We start from the raw sequence: 15,534 nt of genomic DNA, 5'->3' as shown, positions 1-15,534 counted from the left end.
AAAATTATCTACCTTTTTTTTAGTCATAATAATTTCTGGAAAGATTAAATCAATATGATGTTAGAATCATAATTATGATCTCTTAGCTTCATCCTTTATTATATTATGTTCTTTATCCATTTTTAAAAGGTTAACATTGTTTTTAAGAATTCTTATATTAGTTTTTTGTTAACCTTTACCATTCCTTCTACATTAATGATTGAAGAACAAATACTAATTTTACTAAAAAAGGGAGACTCCCAAACGTTAAAAACCATATATCAAGAGTATCGTGATGCTTTCTTACATTTTGCAAAGCGTTATGATATTGCAACCGAAGATGTAGTAGATGTGTATCAAGACGCAATTATTGTACTGCGAGAAAATGCCATTCAAGGAAAAATAGTTGGACAGAATAGTAGTATTAAGACATATTTATTTGGAATAGGGAAATTCATGATTTATAAGAAATTAAGAGCTTCTAAAAAAATGATAAAGGTAGAAGATCAAAGTTTTTTTGAAAATGAAGAAACGGGACAATTGTTATCATATGAAACAACAGAAACAAATAAACAGCAACAATTAGTACAACAAGCTTTGAAAAAAATAAGTGCTAAATGCAAAAAGGTTTTAGTATTATTCTACAGCCAAGGTTATAGTATAGAAGAGATTATGATTGCTGAACAATATGAAAATAAAAATGTAGTAAAAAGTCAAAAATCAAGATGTTTAAAATCCCTGAAACAATTAATTAACCCCAACATATGATGGATAAAGAAACATTAATCATAAAATATTTTGAGGGTACCCTTTCTACGGAAGAGGCTAAATTATTTGATCAATTTATAAAAGAAGATCCTGAGTTTGAAAAAGAAGTTTATTTTCAAACTGATGTACAACTCGCCTTAAAAAAAGAGGAAGAATCAGAAATTAAATCACTATTTGAAAACCTCGAAGAAGAATATACTAATCCCAAAAAAACATCCAAAAAATTTGGTGTCGCAAAAATTTGGATTGCAGCTGCTTCTATTGCTATTCTAATAGGATGTGGAGTTTGGTTCGCATTACAAAACAGTACTATTGCCGGTGAAGATCTATACGCATCTTACTTCCAACCTTATCAAAATGTGGTACACCCTTTAATTAGGGGTATACAAGAAAAAGATCAAAAAACACTAGCTTTTGAAGCTTATGAACGTGGTCAATATGATGTTGCCAGTGAATTATTTGATAAATTATACCAAAAACATCAAGAACCATATTATCTATTCTATAAAGCTAATGCTTTGATGAAATTAAATCGTGTACAAGAAGCTATTCCATTACTAGAAAAACATCTGACCACAGATGACAGCTTAAAGGAAAAATCAGTCTGGTATCTTGCTTTGTCCCATCTAAAAACAAAAAACTACCCACAATCTAAGTCTTATTTAAAAGAGATTATACGGGATAAAAAATACAACTACAAAAAGGCAAAAGAGCTTTTAAAAGGGCTAAACAACCTTTGAGTTTTGAAATTTTGATTTTCTAATTCTTAAAAACAAAAGCAGAATTACGCAAAATGATACTCCAATTACCAATAATCTATTTCTATTCTTTGTAGCTATAGGATGTATAGCACCACTAACTTTAAATCCACCCCAGAAAAAGGGATGTTTCATTGACTCGTCTTCAGTATTTTCTAAATATTTTCTTTTTGCTACAGCCATAGCTACATCTTTAGCATTACCTTGATCAAGAGCTTCATAATAATATTTCATTAAAACTGAAGTTGTCCTATCATCAACTTTCCACAGTGTTGTGGTCAATGAGGATGCTCCAGCATAATAAAACCCTCTTGCCAGACTTAACATCCCCTCCCCTTTCATAATTTTACCATAACCGGTTTCACAAGCACTAAGCGTGACTAACTCTGTACTAATATCATATGCATATAAATCTTTTACATAAAGCTTACTGTTCTCATCATCCTCGATATTTTTACTAGAAAATGCCAAATAGGAATAGTCAGGATTAACATCATCAAAAAAGCCATGAGTCGCCAAATGTAATATATCATACTGACTTGATGTATTTTTAAATGTACTTAGAGAAGCTTCTTGATCTATAAACACCTCGCCTCGAAAGTAGTTAGATATTTGATGAGCTTCATTTGTATTATATAATAATTGTCCTTTTGATTCTTCTCCTGTAAAAACAGGAGCAAACACTGCCATCTTTCGAGTATTTTTAAACTGTTTTTGTTGCTGTTCTTTGTATAAAGTTACAGAATTGGCATAACTAATTGAAAAATCAAAAATGAGATAATCTCCTTGTTTATTTGATTTTGACAAAGCTCCAAAAGGTATATATTGAAAAATTCCATCTGGAATAATTAGTAATGAATTTGTTTCTTCGGGAAGTGCTTTTTCTACAAAATCTTTAAAGATGGGCAGTGATAGTTCTTCATTATTGAATTGACTATTATAATTATATGACACAATCTCTTTATTCCAGTTTTGTATGTTGTCTTTTTTAGAACCATCTATAGGAAATCTAAAAAACCTTGAATTATCTCTTGATACAGAAATGATATATACATCATTCTGAGATAAAAAATAACTCATCATTCCTTGATTTTTTTTTAATATTTCTCCTTTTACCTCATCTAAGGAAACTACTTTAGAATTATATTTTAGCTTGTAATATTTTGGGTATTCATTTTCAATTTTTTTTATAAAATCATAGTATGTTTTTCGAAGTTGATAAAGCCTAGACAAACTATTTTTTTTGGATACACTATCTCTCGTTTTATATACTACTTTTTCAAGCGAATTTAATTGGGTTTGATAAATTTTTTCTTTCTGAATTATTTTATCCGGAACACCACCAAAATTTCTTGCATTTGTTTTTCGTATTGCTTCTATAAGATATATACTTTTACTTTTCTCTGAGAAATAAAATGCATCGTTTATGTAGTCCTGTTTTTGGGTTATTTGATGAAGATCGAAAGCAATTTCTGTCATTAAATGAAAAGCAGGATAAATATTATTAATCAACAACTCTTTATCTAAAAGGTTTTCAAACTCTGGCTTCATTTGATCCAAAGTTTCTATGATTTTATAAGAAGTAGTATTAGCTTGCCTTAGATATTCTATCTCTCCTTCTTTTAGATACACTTCTTTTAATGCCTTTAGTTTTGAAAATAAAACTTTTATCAAAACTTGTTTTGATAAAACATAGTCAACATTAGGAGAACTCTTGAAATTTTTGTCCTGAAATTCAGGAGCTAGTTGTGTTAAGGCAATTTGATAGTGTTCGAGAGCTTTATGTGGTAATTTTTTGGCAAATAAAAGATTTCCAAGATTAACATAAGCCTCAGCAATGTCCTGATGTTTTTTATGATGATAATATTTTTTTGTCTGAAAGAGATATTCATCATAAAAAGACTTAGCTTTTAAAAAATCTTTTTTCTGTAAATAAATATTTCCATAGAATTGATTGGATGTTCTTTGAAATGGATCGTTTTCTATATAGAACTTATTACTTTGATTCAAAATGATTAATGCACTATCTAACTCTCTCTTTGCAATGTAATCTTTAGTTAGTATTTTTTGAATTGAAATAATTGTGTTTTTAAATCTTTTTTGACCCTCTATCTCATATTTTTGAACATAAAAGTCCAATGCTTGTTTTGCAAATACAATAGATTTATCATATTTCTTTTCATTTAAATATAGTGCTGCAATGTACATTTTCATCCCTGCATTTGCACTCTCACTGCCATTATTCAAATTCTTTTGATAGAATTCTCTTGCGATGGCATGTTTTCCTAGGTTTTTATAAATAGAAGCAAGATATATATTTGCATTAAATATCTTTTTTGAAAATTTATTTGATCCTAAAGAATCTGCTACATGTATTAATTTCTTAAATTGATATTGTGAGCTTGTATAATTTTTCAATTTATAATTATAAACTCCTTTTTTAAATAGTAAATCAATTTTATAGTTTTCCTTTTTGTCGAGACACTCAAATAATGGATCGTTTTTGAAGATTGAATCTGTTCTTTTTAAATTTCTTGATATTCCGTACAAATCAAAATGATAGTTTGCATTAGAAATCAGTTTAAACAACACCTTTAATTTATGAGGTAAATTGTCATTTTTATTAGCTATTTCGAAGCTTTTTTCTAAATAATATTCTAGACTATCTTTGTCTTGATATAAAAATTTGACCCCTTTGCTATAAAGGGAATCAAATTCTTTCACCTGTTTAATAGTACTACTTTGGCTAATGGCTAAATTGATATAACATAGAAATAACAAAAAGCTAATTTTCCAACTATTTCTCATAGAGTTAACGTATTCAATTCTCTTCATATGAAGGAATCAACACAACATCAGATATATTTATTTGATTCAATTCACTTTCAGATTTAAATGCAAATCTCAAATCAACTTCTATTTTGGTTTCTATTTCTCTTTTAAGATGGAATCTAGACATAAAAAACTCACTATCCATAAAAGGTTCTAACTCAGTAAAAATACCTAGGAGTTCTCCATTTTTATCTAGTATCTCTCCTTTAAAACCATTATGATTCTCTAAGAAAATAAAATGATCTCCTATATAATACTGTATAGGGCAATTAAATTCTGGGCAAGGAGTATCATCATCGTCAATAGAATTAAAGCCAATAAACTCTTCTATGTACTCATATACTCTTGCTTTTTCAATTTCATATTGCAACCACTCTATTTTTTCATTAAATTTTGATTCGCAATACATCGTATCAGATACAGCTCCTTTAACTTTATAGCTTAATAATTCTTCATTAAAAGACAAAACACTATCCTTACATTTATTTTTATCTCGTTCTAATGTTTTTATATACTCTCCTTTGGTTACATAAATATTATTTTGTGTATGTTTTGATACGATACTAAATTCTGTAGTTTGAAATTCATTATCGTTTTGCGAACAAGCAAGCAGTAATACCGTTAGTATTAGTGTTGTAAAAAAAGTGTAATTTTTCATTTGTGTGATGTATTTAATTAGTATCCCATTTCTTTTTTAGTGTATAAAACCTGTAAAGGTTAACACTTGGCATAATAATTTTAATCCTCTTAACATGGATACTATTCTTTATCCAATAAACTCACTAATATGAGATGCACGAATGTAAAATTTATCACACAAAAAAATAAGGGGCAAAAAACCCCTTTTTTATTTCTAATACATTCTGATGCTATAATACAAAAACTATTTCTTCAAATTTTTGGCTACATTTTCAAGTTCTATATACCAGTCTTCGCCAAACTTTCTAATTAAGGCTTCTTTTACAAATTTGTAGATAGGCACCTGAAATTCTTTACCTAAGGTACAAGCATCATCACAGATTTCCCATTTATGATAATTCACAGCAGAAAACTCTGTATATTCTTGAACACGTACGGGATATAAATGACAAGATACTGGTTTTTTCCAATCTACTTCTCCTTGGTTATACGCCTCTTCTATAGCGCACATTGCAGTACCTTTTTCATCAAAAATCACGTATGCACAATCTGCACCATCAATCAGTGGTGTTTCTAACTCTCCGTCGGCAGTTTTAACATGAGTTCCTTGACGTTCGATAGCCTCGATACCTTCTTTTCTTAGATAGGATTTGACTATTGGATATACCTCTTTAAGCTTATCAATTTCAGATTCTTCCAGAGGTGCTCCTGCTTCTCCATCTATACAACAGGCTCCTTTACATGCAGAAAGATTACATACAAAATCCTTCTCTATAATATCTTCAGAAACTATGGTTTTTCCTAATTGAAACATGCGGCTAAGATAATTCTTATGCCAGAGAATTTTTACAATTTATTCACCTTTTTGTAATACCTTTATTAAATAAAGTCTATTTACATTTGCACAAATTTTTGAAATCATTTTCTTATGAACTTTAACCTTAAAGAGATATTAACTGCAAGTATGATTTTATTTGCGGTTATCGATATTATTGGAAGTATCCCTATTATTATTGACTTACGTAAAAAGGTAGGGCATATTCAAAGCGAAAAAGCATCGGTAGTAGCTGCTATATTGATGATCCTATTTTTGTTTGTAGGTAAAGAAATTTTAGGCTTAATCGGTATAGATGTAAATTCTTTTGCTGTTGCAGGAGCTTTTATTATATTTTTTCTTGCTATAGAAATGATACTAGGAATACAATTATATAAAGATGATGCTCCAGAAACTGCAGCTGTTGTTCCTTTGGCTTTTCCTCTAATTGCCGGAGCTGGTACTATGACATCTATTTTATCTTTACGAGCAGAATATCATACTATTAATATTATAATAGCCATCGTAATCAATATTATCTTTGTGTACATTGTTCTAAAATCCTCTGGTAGGATAGAAAAAGTTTTAGGAAAGCAAGGAATAAACGTAGTTCGGAAAATATTTGGAGTAATTTTACTTGCAATCGCTGTTAAATTATTTGCAACTAATATTCAAGGACTTTTTTAAACAAATACAACCATGAAATATTTTATATACATACTCATTATTATTGCTTCGGGTTTAATTATTTATAATGCTACTCATTTAGATTTTGGTAATTTATTAGATGGAAATAGTAAAACTGCCCTCATTAGTATTTTTGCTTCTGCTTGTGTAATCGTATTGCTATCTATTTTACTAGTTTCTAAAGCTATTCAAAAGAAAAAAAATAATCTCTAAGGAGTCTTTTAATACGCTACCAAATGAGAAATAGTATCAAAAAACAAAAAAGCAGGCAATAATTACTGGTGGGATGGAGATCACCATTAAAATCATAAAGAAGTTGTGCAATTTTCTAAACCATAATGCGCGCATTAATGATTTTTTCAATTTAGCATCTCCAGAATTATTAATATGTTCTTTTATAATATCTCCAGAAACGTAAGAGGTATCGACCAAAATATCATGTTTTAAAAAAATCGAAGCGCTATTATCTAACAGCCTAAAAGCTACAGCAATAATAAAGAAAAAAAGTGGTGAACAAATTGCAATTGCAACTAAATACTCTTCTAGTTCTGACATATCAGGGGTTATGATTACTCTTCTTTAGAAAGCGATAATACTTTATTAATCATCGCATCGTCTTTGTTTATAATTCTTTCAAATGCGTCTGTACCGAATAATTGTTGTGCCATAGTGGCTTTCAAATATTTTTTTAATTGTTCTTTATAATTCTTAAGTTGAATTTCTATCCCTCTTCTCCTTGCGTATTGTAAAAAGTCTTCTGCAAAAGTATCATCAACATCTATTTTTTCTTTGAATTCATCCTCTGATAATTCGTTATAATATGATCTATTTTTATCTAATTCTTCAAAGACATATCCTCCCATACGGCCAGAGCGCAACAAATAATCTAATGTTTCACCAACTCTCGTCGTATCTTTACTTACAAATATATCGGGTATAATACCTCCTCCTCCATAAACTGTTTTCCCTCCCGGAGTTTTAAACTTCAAAGAATCTGCTACCTGAATACTATCTGCATTTTGTAATTCTCCATTTTTATAACGCTCCATATATTCATTAAAATACTCCTTATTTCCGTTAGCATATGGTTTTTGAATGGAGCGTCCTGTTGGAGTATAATATCTAGAAATTGTAAGTCGTATAGCGCTACCATCCCCTAAGGCCATTTCTCTTTGCACAAGTCCTTTTCCGTATGAACGTCTACCCACAATCAGACCTCTATCATTATCCTGAATTGCACCTGCAAAAATCTCGCTAGCAGAAGCAGAGTTTTCATTAAGTAAGACATATACTTTACCTTGTTCAAAACTTCCTTTATTGGTTGCAAAATTATTTTCGATGGCTCCTTTTTTATTTTTAGTAAACATAATAAGAACATCATCTTTTAAGAACTCATCTGCCATTTTTAATGCTGGAGCTATAAATCCTCCTCCATTATCACGAAGATCAATCACTAAACTCTCTGCACCATCATCCAGAAGTTTATCCATTGCAACTTTAAATTCTTTATACGTAGTCTCTGCAAAGCGGTTTATTTTTACATATCCCAGATTATTATCAAGCATATAAGAAGCATCCACACTTTGAAGAGGTACTCTTCCTCTTTTTACAACCACATCAAATACGCCTGTACCTTTTCTATAGACTCTAAGTTGTACTTGACTATTTAATTCTCCTTTTAGTTTATTAGCTAATCCTTCTCGTATTAATCCTTCTCCAAACAAGGTGTCATTATCAGCCATTAATATCCTATCGCCTGCTTTTATTCCTGATTTTTCGCTTGGTCCTCCCTTAATCGTATTAATTACAGAGATGGTATCTCGATATGGATAATAGCTTACTCCAATTCCGATAAAATCTCCTTGCATACTTTCTGTTATACCCTCTAATTCTTCTGGTGGTATATATACAGAATGAGGATCTAAATTCTCTAATATTCTATTCACCGTGACCTCTACGATACTATCTGTATTAATTTCGTCTACATATTCATAATCTATATAATCAATAAGTCTATTGAGTTTTTCTTTTTTGGCATTATAAGAAAATAGCTTAGCTGAAGGATTGGTAAAATCAAGTTTGCTGCCTAAAAACACACCTACTCCAACCGCCAAACCTAAAAACAAAGGCAAGTATTTTTTTGAATATCCCATTATTCGTCTAAATCCGTAATCTTTTCTATTTCTACTCCAGCTTTAGCAAGAAAGCTTAAACCAGAATTATCTTTATAATCAATCTGATACACTATACGTTTTATTCCCGCCTGGTGAATCAATTTACTACATTCCTTACATGGTGATAGTGTAATATAAAGCGTTGCTCCTTTACAAGATTGTGTCGATGACGCTACCTTAGAAATTGCATTTGCTTCTGCATGCAACACATACCACTTTGTATATCCTTCTTCGTCTTCACACGGATTTTCAAAACCTGTTGGGGTTCCATTAAATCCATCTGAAATAATCATCCTATCCTTTACAATAACCGCACCAACTTTTTTTCGTTCGCAATGGGATAATTTCCCCCATTCTCTTGCTATTCTTAGATAGGCTTTATCGTACTTAAGCTGTTTTTTATTTGGCATAGGGTAGAATAACTGATGTACTGATAACAATCAAAATACGAATATATTATTACGATGTGGCAAATACAACCATAAATGTTACTTATTTATTTACCAAATTTTATTTGCCATAAGCATTGGGATTACCATTCCGATAACTATCGAAGATACTACAAGAATCCAATCCCGTTTAGAAAACCTTAAAACTGTTAGTGCTATAAAACTTATAATAAAAACAATTAAAACAATCAAGATTTGTGCAACTTCTACTCCTAAGGAGAATCCAATAATGCTTAAAAACTTAGAACCAAACCCACTACTCATTTTAAAGAAGCTCGAAAAACCTAAACCATGAACTATTCCAAATATTAGTGTAACAACATAAAAAATACTAATTCCACTGTTAGAAGGTGTTTTATTTGCTCTCATTACATTAAATATACCCGTAACCAAAATGGTAGCAAGAATCATAAATTCTATTAGATTTCTATTTACCGATATTGCACCATACGTTACTAAGAACATAGATATAGTATGCCCTAATGTAAAAATGGTGACTAGTATTAAAACACGTTTCCAGTGGTTTGCATTATATACTAAAGTTAACAAGATAAAAAACAGTACATGATCATATGCATTTAGATCTAGTACGTGTTTAAAGGCTAGTTGTATATTAAACCAAAATTCTGACATATTTTTTTGGGTTTTTTAGGTATGGGACTAATGTACAATTAAATACAATAATGAAGAAATATGAAAAAAATTCTTACCAAAAAATTAAGAGATTTACTATTGATAAAACACCAAGTAAAAAGCCTCAAGAATAAAGATTCTTGAGGCTTTTTTTTAATGCACACCTATTTCTTTCTTGAATTACAAAAGACCTAATTTTAAAATAACGTATATCCTAAAATAACAGAGAATGATTTGTAATTATAGCTTTGCGCGTTGAATCGCCCGTATATGTGTTAAAAATCAGTATTAAAAAACAAGCCTTGATTTAACCTATCAACCGCAACAATACCAACTAGTAGTTTCATTTTTTGAGACTGGGAGAAAAAAATGAATTTAAATTAAATAACAAAAACACTTAAAAGTTTATATTGTAAACCTATTATGACTGTCCTAAAATTTGTGTTTTTGGGGTGTTTCCCCTGTGTCTGAAATAAATAAAATACTTACATTTACTCCTCTAGTTAAATTAACCAACGTATTATACTTTTAAAAGAAAGTATTTTGAATGGGTACCGTAGCAGAAAACACAAAAAAGCATAAATGAAAATTAATACTATTCTTCAGATCGTTGCACTCGTATTTTTGGTCATTATTGGATATATATCTTTTAATTCTGGATCCAATTGGAAAATTATAAAATCAGAATTGGATAGAGCTCGAGAAGAATTAAAAATCTCAAAAGATACTTTAGCTGCTACCAAAATCAATTTACAAAAATCTCTAAAAGAAATAAACAAATTGAAACTTCAAAAAGATCTTGTAACCCATAAACGAGATTCTTTATTACTAGATTTTGGAGAGAAAAATGCAATAGATTGGGACCATAAAATGAAACTCCAAGATTCATTAAAGAAAATTCAGGACAAAATAACTGTAGAAACAAAATTGTTAGACAGCTTGTTTGGCTTATAAACTCTATATAGAATAAAGTCTATCACTCATAATTCTTAGCATCATGAAAAAATTCTATTTACTTACCTTTTTGATATTCTCCATTTCGATCTCTTATAGTCAGGATCTGCTTGTAGTAGAGTTAGATTCTATAAAGGCCTATGAAATCCCTGCATCTTATGCTAACCGCAAAGGGGTACCGTATTTGGCAAAAAAAGATGTCCCTTATATTTTTAGAACATCAGACATTTATTTAATGAATTCTATTTCTTATGAGACAATGAAAAGAATTTATCAAGGGATGAAAGACAAAGACACCGTTACAGAGGCTATACTCAAAAATTATACAGCAACTCTAAGACGTAATGTAGAATTAGAAAATCAATTAAAATCCAATTTTGCAAAAAGCGACAGTTTAGATCAGATTGTTTATCAAAAGACTCAAGCAACTTTAATTAATACTCAAAGAGCATTAGATTACACTGTAAATAGCTTAGAAAAAGCCACTAATAGTCTTGAAATCGTAGAAAAAAGTACTAAAAGACAACGAAGAAAAAGTGCTTTTGAAAAAGTGCTCTATGCTATTGGAGGTGTAGGAATAGGAGTCTTAGTTGGTGTATCTCTTTAATGAAATTGATATCGATTCTATCTATATCCTAGATTCCGGTTTTGAAATTATCAATACTTACCTTGTTCCTTTCTTTATGATATTCTTTTAACCGATCTTCTCCTTGCTTCTCTGCCCAAGATTTAAGTTGCGTTCTTTCCTCTTTGAAATCCATAAAAGGAACGGCATACCCACATGATGTTTGTACTGTATCCACATTCATTTCAATAATTTGTCGAGAACCTAAAATTTTAGGAAATAAATCAATGTATTCATGATAAGATTCATCTCTTTGATGATGTATCTTGGCTTGTCCATAAAGTCTAAGAATAAGTGGTTTTCCTTCAAAAGAACAAAACAAAATTGTCATTCTGTTATTCTTTAATACATGTGCGGCTGTCTCATTTCCACTACCAGTAAGATTAAGCCACACTACTTTATTTGGTCCTAAAACACGAAATGTATCCATACCTTTAGGAGAAATATTTACTCGTCCTTCTGTCGCAGCAGTCCCAACAAAAAAAATCTTCTGATTATTTATAAAAGTTTCAAATTCTGGGTTGATCTCATCAAATATCTTAGCCATTTTATCTTTTACGTATTACAACTCTTACTTCCATAAACATTAAACATTGATTATGTTATCAATATTTATAGCATCTCTTTAGTTATTGTAAAAGTAAATAAACTTCCTTCTCCTTCCTTAGAAGAAACAGTAATTTTCCCTCCCAGATTACTAATAATTTTTTTGACCGTTGCTAATCCGATACCCGTTCCTACATTTCCATCTCTATCAGCTACTCCCACTACAGAAAAAAGCTCAAAAATTTTATCTAAATGTTCTTGTGGAATACCATCAGCATTGTCTTTTACAGAAAACTCATAAAAATCCTTTGTATCTCTTAAATCAACCTCTACAATTATATTAGACTTTGTATTATACTTAATTGCATTAGTAACAAGATTGATCAATATCTGCATAAGTGCAGCCCTATTAACTGTGAGTTCTTCTACGTTACTTTGAAAATTAAAAATAACATTTCGTTCTGTATCAGTGATTCTTTTTAATTCATGCATTAAGACATCAAAAGCAACAGTTTCTTTTTTATGAATAATGAGATCATCACTCTTATAAAACTTAAGAATACCATCTATATAATTTCTAAGAGAATATGAGGATGATTTTAGGTACTCCAAGTACTGTAAAGATTCTTTATTTAATGTATCTTTATTATCATAGGCCAAAAGTTCGGTTAAAGAAATAATATTAGCTAACGGAGATTTAAGATCATGAGAAACAACACTTGCAAATTTCTTTAAATCTTCATTTCTACTTTTTAATTTATCTTGAATTTTTTGGAGTTTAAAATTCTGATACCTCTGTTCAAACAAATTGATAACCTGTTTGGCCATAGATATTAATGCTTTTTGTTGTTCTTGAGTAAGTTTTCTGGGTTTATTATCGTACACACATAACATTCCTAATTTAAAACCATTTGAATCTACCAAAGGAGCCCCTGCATAAAAAATGGCTTGATGTTCTGTAACCAAAGGGTTATTAAAAAAACGTTTGTCTTTTCTAGAATCCTCGATAATGGTAATCGTATCATTAGAATTAATTGCGTGACCACAAAATGAAATTTCTCTAGGGGATTCACTAAATGGGACTCCGTGATGTGATTTTAAAAAATTTCTGTCTTTATCTAATAACGTAATTAACGATATCGGAGCATCACAAATATAGGATACCAGCGAGGTTATATTATCATAATCTTCTTCTGGCAGTGTATCTAATAATTGATACTTTTCTACGGCTGCCAGACGTTCTTTTTCATTTTTCGGAATGCTTGGGGAAATCATAATACCGATACTTTAAAGTTAAATATACTACAAAGAACAGCTATCTAAATTAATCATTTAGTAATACATTAAAAAAATGTTCTTTGGTAATATCAACTTAGTATACTTTTTTAGAGAAACATTACAGCAAAGTATATCGCTAAGGTCTTGTTTTTTGGTTTTAGCATATTAATCTTTTGTTAAAAAAACCTATAAAATCACTACCATTATTATTAACGGTAGTGATTTTAATCCCAAAAGTTCTTTATAAAATTATAATATCGCTTCTCCAATAAAGAAAATTAGATTACTTAGTGAAGCATCTCGTTTAGGAAATAATGCCTGCATTCTTTGATCTGTTCCCATCTGTTTCATCCCTTCTGGTGAGTCAAAATAAAACCTATGTATTTCATCAGGTTTTTCGACTCTTCCTTTTGACTCAAATGGAGTAATAAAACGTTCAAAATGAGTCCCAAATTCAGGAATTATTTTACATGCTTCATCGTGATATTCTCCAAATTGCTTTCTATACTTCTCTCCTTCTTTAAAATACACTAAAGCAATACCGTATGTTTTGGTTTTGTCTCCTGTTTCTTTTTTAAATTTAAAATCAGTATTCTTACTAGTAAAGATCGAAATATCTTTAATAGATGGCATTGCAAATTCCTTTCTTACCTTCATGAACTCCTCGTCCTGATTAAACTTATTAAAGACTTCAATACTTGGATAAGATGCAAAATGTATTTCGTCTGGTAATTCAACATCTCCTTTTGCCAACATTTTAGGCTTAATAATTCGTTCTATCTTACCCCCATATTGTTCTAGTATGGCCGCTCCCCTTCTCTTATACTCTTCAAATTTTTCTTCTTGACCATCTTTAAGATATACCAAAGCAACATTTATGATTTCTTCTTTTTTGGATATTGCCATTTCTTCTACTTTATTTTTTTTATTCGTTTTATGCAATGCTATGGTAGATGTTTCTGATTTCTTATTACAAGACATTATCAATACCACTATTGCCAGACTTAAATTCAGTTTTAATACATTCATGTTATTGATTTTTTGAATTAATAAAAGTTTCCATGTCTTTTAAACCCATTGTCCAAAGATTTCTAAATGCTTCCTGAGCAACTGGTGCGTTCTCCTTGTCAGCATCGAATGTTGCCGACCATTCTACTTCAGTCTTTTGATCAGAAATTGATTTTACTTTCATCGTTCCTACTATATTTTCTACGGGTAACATTTCCTGGGAGGGAATTCCATAAACAAAAGTTTTTGTCTCTGCATTAACCTCGATAATATCTTCATCGAGTTTGGACCCATCATGAGTTTCGCAAAAGCGTTTTCCATCTGCTATGCGACAGGTTTTAATAAGCGATGCAAACCATTGATCTACACCTTCAACTTTACTAATAACTTCCCATGCTTGTTGCGGAGTAACATTCATAGCATGGGTGATTTTTTGAGAAAACTTTTCCATCATATATATTTTAATAGTTAATATCGATGCAAAGTTGTTCTTAATTACAAGACATGTTTTTTGCTATTCGTTCAACATTTTGTGTTTTTGGTTCAATTTGTAAATTGAAGGGGAAATACTAAATTTTTGTTTGAAAGATTTTGAGAAATGTGCTATATCATTAAAGCCACAATCATATGCAATATTAGAAATACTTAATTCTGAAATTAACAGAAGATCAGCAGCTCTATTCAAACGCTTATTTCTAATGTAATTATTGGGGCTATCATTATAGATTTTTTTAAACTTTCTTTTAAAAGATGACAGGCTTGTGTTGGTTAACATGGCTAAATCTGAAATATTTACTCCAGAAGAAAAAATATGTGCTTCAATGATTTCATTAAAACTAAATGAGTTTTCGATAAAAAGATTAGATAGTATTTCTCTTATTTTTTTAGAGTTATCTGTTTGTAGTAAAAGAAGTATGATTTCTTTAAGTTTTAATACCAGGATATCTTCATTTACCATACTTGGGTTTTCAAAGTAAAAAAGAATACTATCGATATATTTCTTAATTAATACCAATGCTTCTAGTCTTACCATATTTGATCTTTCTGTGACGGTATACTTTTTCAAGAAAGAAGGTAAGGTAGTACCATAGGCTTTTTTTAGAATATCTGGATAAAAATGAACTGCAATAGCCTCATAAGTACCCTCCTTTTTATCAGGTAACATTTTGGAAACAAAGTTACCGCACTTCATAAGTACAGATTCTCCTACCTTGATACGCAACTTTTTGGTTTCTGAAACAGCATCATATTCTCCTTCTATTACGTATAAAAAACAGGCCTCATTGGGCATAGGATTAGGCTTATTAAAAGGCGGTTTAATCACCGCCTTTTCGAATAGTCTTTTATTATATAAATCCAATGTCTTATGAGAAAGGATCATATCACTAAC

Annotated in this window: 18 protein-coding genes; 6 read left to right on the top strand and 12 right to left on the bottom strand. The window is 30.2% G+C overall.

Annotated elements, in window-relative coordinates; all coding sequences use genetic code 11:
- The first annotated feature begins 195 nt into the window (after positions 1 to 195).
- Together PQF96_RS15115 and PQF96_RS15110 are read left to right on the top strand one after the other, a co-directional pair.
- A complete protein-coding gene (locus PQF96_RS15115; protein ID WP_143916713.1) occupies positions 196 to 747 on the top strand; it encodes an RNA polymerase sigma factor in 552 nt (183 codons plus the stop codon).
- Positions 744 to 1,487 (top strand): tetratricopeptide repeat protein, encoded by a 744-nt coding sequence (locus PQF96_RS15110; RefSeq protein WP_271767191.1) that lies wholly within the window; start codon positions 744 to 746, stop codon positions 1,485 to 1,487. Before PQF96_RS15115 ends, PQF96_RS15110 begins: the two co-directional genes overlap by 4 nt.
- Here PQF96_RS15110 and PQF96_RS15105 read toward each other — a convergent pair.
- From PQF96_RS15105 to PQF96_RS15095, 3 genes are all read right to left on the bottom strand, one after another.
- A complete protein-coding gene (locus tag PQF96_RS15105) occupies positions 1,473 to 4,229 on the bottom strand; it encodes a CHAT domain-containing protein (protein ID WP_271767188.1) in 2,757 nt (918 codons plus the stop codon). The genes PQF96_RS15110 and PQF96_RS15105 overlap by 15 nt on opposite strands.
- Before the next feature lie 97 nt (positions 4,230 to 4,326).
- Positions 4,327 to 4,995 (bottom strand): hypothetical protein, encoded by a 669-nt coding sequence (locus PQF96_RS15100; RefSeq protein WP_271767187.1) that lies wholly within the window; start codon positions 4,993 to 4,995, stop codon positions 4,327 to 4,329.
- A 225-nt stretch (positions 4,996 to 5,220) separates the two neighbouring features.
- Positions 5,221 to 5,790: a DUF3109 family protein gene (locus PQF96_RS15095; protein ID WP_109435790.1), complete on the bottom strand. Its 570-nt coding sequence runs from the start codon at positions 5,788 to 5,790 to the stop codon at positions 5,221 to 5,223.
- A 114-nt stretch (positions 5,791 to 5,904) separates the two neighbouring features.
- Here PQF96_RS15095 and PQF96_RS15090 point away from each other — a divergent pair, with 114 nt between their 5' ends.
- Positions 5,905 to 6,477: a MarC family protein gene (locus PQF96_RS15090; protein ID WP_109435791.1), complete on the top strand. Its 573-nt coding sequence runs from the start codon at positions 5,905 to 5,907 to the stop codon at positions 6,475 to 6,477.
- A 12-nt stretch (positions 6,478 to 6,489) separates the two neighbouring features.
- The gene (locus PQF96_RS15085) at positions 6,490 to 6,690 is read left to right on the top strand and encodes a hypothetical protein (RefSeq protein WP_109435792.1); all 201 of its coding nucleotides are present in this window, start codon (positions 6,490 to 6,492) and stop codon (positions 6,688 to 6,690) included.
- Positions 6,691 to 6,726: 36 nt separating this feature from the next.
- Here PQF96_RS15085 and PQF96_RS15080 read toward each other — a convergent pair whose 3' ends face one another.
- The 4 genes from PQF96_RS15080 to PQF96_RS15065 all read right to left on the bottom strand — a co-directional run bounded on the left by PQF96_RS15080 (position 6,727) and on the right by PQF96_RS15065 (position 9,733).
- A complete protein-coding gene (locus tag PQF96_RS15080; protein WP_109435793.1) occupies positions 6,727 to 7,032 on the bottom strand; it encodes a hypothetical protein in 306 nt (101 codons plus the stop codon).
- A gap of 14 nt (positions 7,033 to 7,046) precedes the next feature.
- Positions 7,047 to 8,630, bottom strand: a complete 1,584-nt coding sequence (locus PQF96_RS15075; RefSeq protein WP_271767185.1) for a S41 family peptidase — start codon at positions 8,628 to 8,630, stop codon at positions 7,047 to 7,049.
- Positions 8,630 to 9,061: a deoxycytidylate deaminase gene (locus tag PQF96_RS15070; protein WP_109435795.1), complete on the bottom strand. Its 432-nt coding sequence runs from the start codon at positions 9,059 to 9,061 to the stop codon at positions 8,630 to 8,632. The genes PQF96_RS15075 and PQF96_RS15070 overlap by 1 nt, the downstream gene beginning before the upstream one ends.
- Positions 9,062 to 9,151: 90 nt before the next feature.
- Positions 9,152 to 9,733 (bottom strand): HupE/UreJ family protein, encoded by a 582-nt coding sequence (locus PQF96_RS15065; protein WP_143916717.1) that lies wholly within the window; start codon positions 9,731 to 9,733, stop codon positions 9,152 to 9,154.
- Positions 9,734 to 10,315: 582 nt separating this feature from the next.
- Here PQF96_RS15065 and PQF96_RS15060 point away from each other — a divergent pair.
- Together PQF96_RS15060 and PQF96_RS15055 are read left to right on the top strand one after the other, a co-directional pair.
- Positions 10,316 to 10,687, top strand: a complete 372-nt coding sequence (locus PQF96_RS15060) for a hypothetical protein (protein WP_109435798.1) — start codon at positions 10,316 to 10,318, stop codon at positions 10,685 to 10,687.
- Between the two features lie 43 nt (positions 10,688 to 10,730).
- Positions 10,731 to 11,294: a hypothetical protein gene (locus PQF96_RS15055; RefSeq protein WP_109435799.1), complete on the top strand. Its 564-nt coding sequence runs from the start codon at positions 10,731 to 10,733 to the stop codon at positions 11,292 to 11,294.
- Between the two features lie 28 nt (positions 11,295 to 11,322).
- Here the strand turns inward: PQF96_RS15055 and PQF96_RS15050 are convergent, their stop codons facing one another.
- The 5 genes from PQF96_RS15050 to PQF96_RS15030 form a co-directional block, all read right to left on the bottom strand.
- The gene (locus PQF96_RS15050) at positions 11,323 to 11,859 is read right to left on the bottom strand and encodes a pyridoxamine 5'-phosphate oxidase family protein (RefSeq protein ID WP_271767183.1); all 537 of its coding nucleotides are present in this window, start codon (positions 11,857 to 11,859) and stop codon (positions 11,323 to 11,325) included.
- Between the two features lie 65 nt (positions 11,860 to 11,924).
- A complete protein-coding gene (locus PQF96_RS15045; protein WP_271767182.1) occupies positions 11,925 to 13,133 on the bottom strand; it encodes a GAF domain-containing sensor histidine kinase in 1,209 nt (402 codons plus the stop codon).
- Between the two features lie 252 nt (positions 13,134 to 13,385).
- Positions 13,386 to 14,165 (bottom strand): DUF1330 domain-containing protein, encoded by a 780-nt coding sequence (locus tag PQF96_RS15040; RefSeq protein ID WP_271767180.1) that lies wholly within the window; start codon positions 14,163 to 14,165, stop codon positions 13,386 to 13,388.
- 1 nt (position 14,166) lies between these two features.
- On the bottom strand, positions 14,167 to 14,595 hold the full coding sequence (locus PQF96_RS15035) for an SRPBCC family protein (RefSeq protein WP_160114119.1): 429 nt from the start codon (positions 14,593 to 14,595) through the stop codon (positions 14,167 to 14,169).
- 63 nt (positions 14,596 to 14,658) lie between these two features.
- Entirely contained in the window at positions 14,659 to 15,525 is an 867-nt protein-coding gene (locus tag PQF96_RS15030) for a helix-turn-helix domain-containing protein (protein WP_271767178.1), read from the bottom strand.
- Between the last annotated feature and the right edge of the window lie 9 nt (positions 15,526 to 15,534).

Source organism: Aquimarina algiphila, assembly GCF_947494415.1.
Lineage (GTDB): Bacteria > Bacteroidota > Bacteroidia > Flavobacteriales > Flavobacteriaceae > Aquimarina > Aquimarina algiphila.
This window is presented reverse-complemented; position numbering and strand designations above follow the sequence as displayed.

Coding starts and splice junctions, on each gene's coding strand:
- PQF96_RS15035 (WP_160114119.1), bottom strand. CDS start 14,595: ATGGAAAAGTTTTCTCAAAAAATCACCCATGCTATGAATGTTACTCCG.
- PQF96_RS15110 (WP_271767191.1), top strand. CDS start 744: ATGATGGATAAAGAAACATTAATCATAAAATATTTTGAGGGTACCCTT.
- PQF96_RS15090 (WP_109435791.1), top strand. CDS start 5,905: ATGAACTTTAACCTTAAAGAGATATTAACTGCAAGTATGATTTTATTT.
- PQF96_RS15115 (WP_143916713.1), top strand. CDS start 196: ATGATTGAAGAACAAATACTAATTTTACTAAAAAAGGGAGACTCCCAA.
- PQF96_RS15065 (WP_143916717.1), bottom strand. CDS start 9,733: ATGTCAGAATTTTGGTTTAATATACAACTAGCCTTTAAACACGTACTA.
- PQF96_RS15055 (WP_109435799.1), top strand. CDS start 10,731: ATGAAAAAATTCTATTTACTTACCTTTTTGATATTCTCCATTTCGATC.
- PQF96_RS15045 (WP_271767182.1), bottom strand. CDS start 13,133: ATGATTTCCCCAAGCATTCCGAAAAATGAAAAAGAACGTCTGGCAGCC.
- PQF96_RS15070 (WP_109435795.1), bottom strand. CDS start 9,061: ATGCCAAATAAAAAACAGCTTAAGTACGATAAAGCCTATCTAAGAATA.
- PQF96_RS15095 (WP_109435790.1), bottom strand. CDS start 5,790: ATGTTTCAATTAGGAAAAACCATAGTTTCTGAAGATATTATAGAGAAG.
- PQF96_RS15050 (WP_271767183.1), bottom strand. CDS start 11,859: ATGGCTAAGATATTTGATGAGATCAACCCAGAATTTGAAACTTTTATA.
- PQF96_RS15040 (WP_271767180.1), bottom strand. CDS start 14,165: ATGAATGTATTAAAACTGAATTTAAGTCTGGCAATAGTGGTATTGATA.
- PQF96_RS15060 (WP_109435798.1), top strand. CDS start 10,316: ATGAAAATTAATACTATTCTTCAGATCGTTGCACTCGTATTTTTGGTC.
- PQF96_RS15075 (WP_271767185.1), bottom strand. CDS start 8,630: ATGGGATATTCAAAAAAATACTTGCCTTTGTTTTTAGGTTTGGCGGTT.
- PQF96_RS15080 (WP_109435793.1), bottom strand. CDS start 7,032: ATGTCAGAACTAGAAGAGTATTTAGTTGCAATTGCAATTTGTTCACCA.
- PQF96_RS15085 (WP_109435792.1), top strand. CDS start 6,490: ATGAAATATTTTATATACATACTCATTATTATTGCTTCGGGTTTAATT.
- PQF96_RS15030 (WP_271767178.1), bottom strand. CDS start 15,525: ATGATCCTTTCTCATAAGACATTGGATTTATATAATAAAAGACTATTC.
- PQF96_RS15100 (WP_271767187.1), bottom strand. CDS start 4,995: ATGAAAAATTACACTTTTTTTACAACACTAATACTAACGGTATTACTG.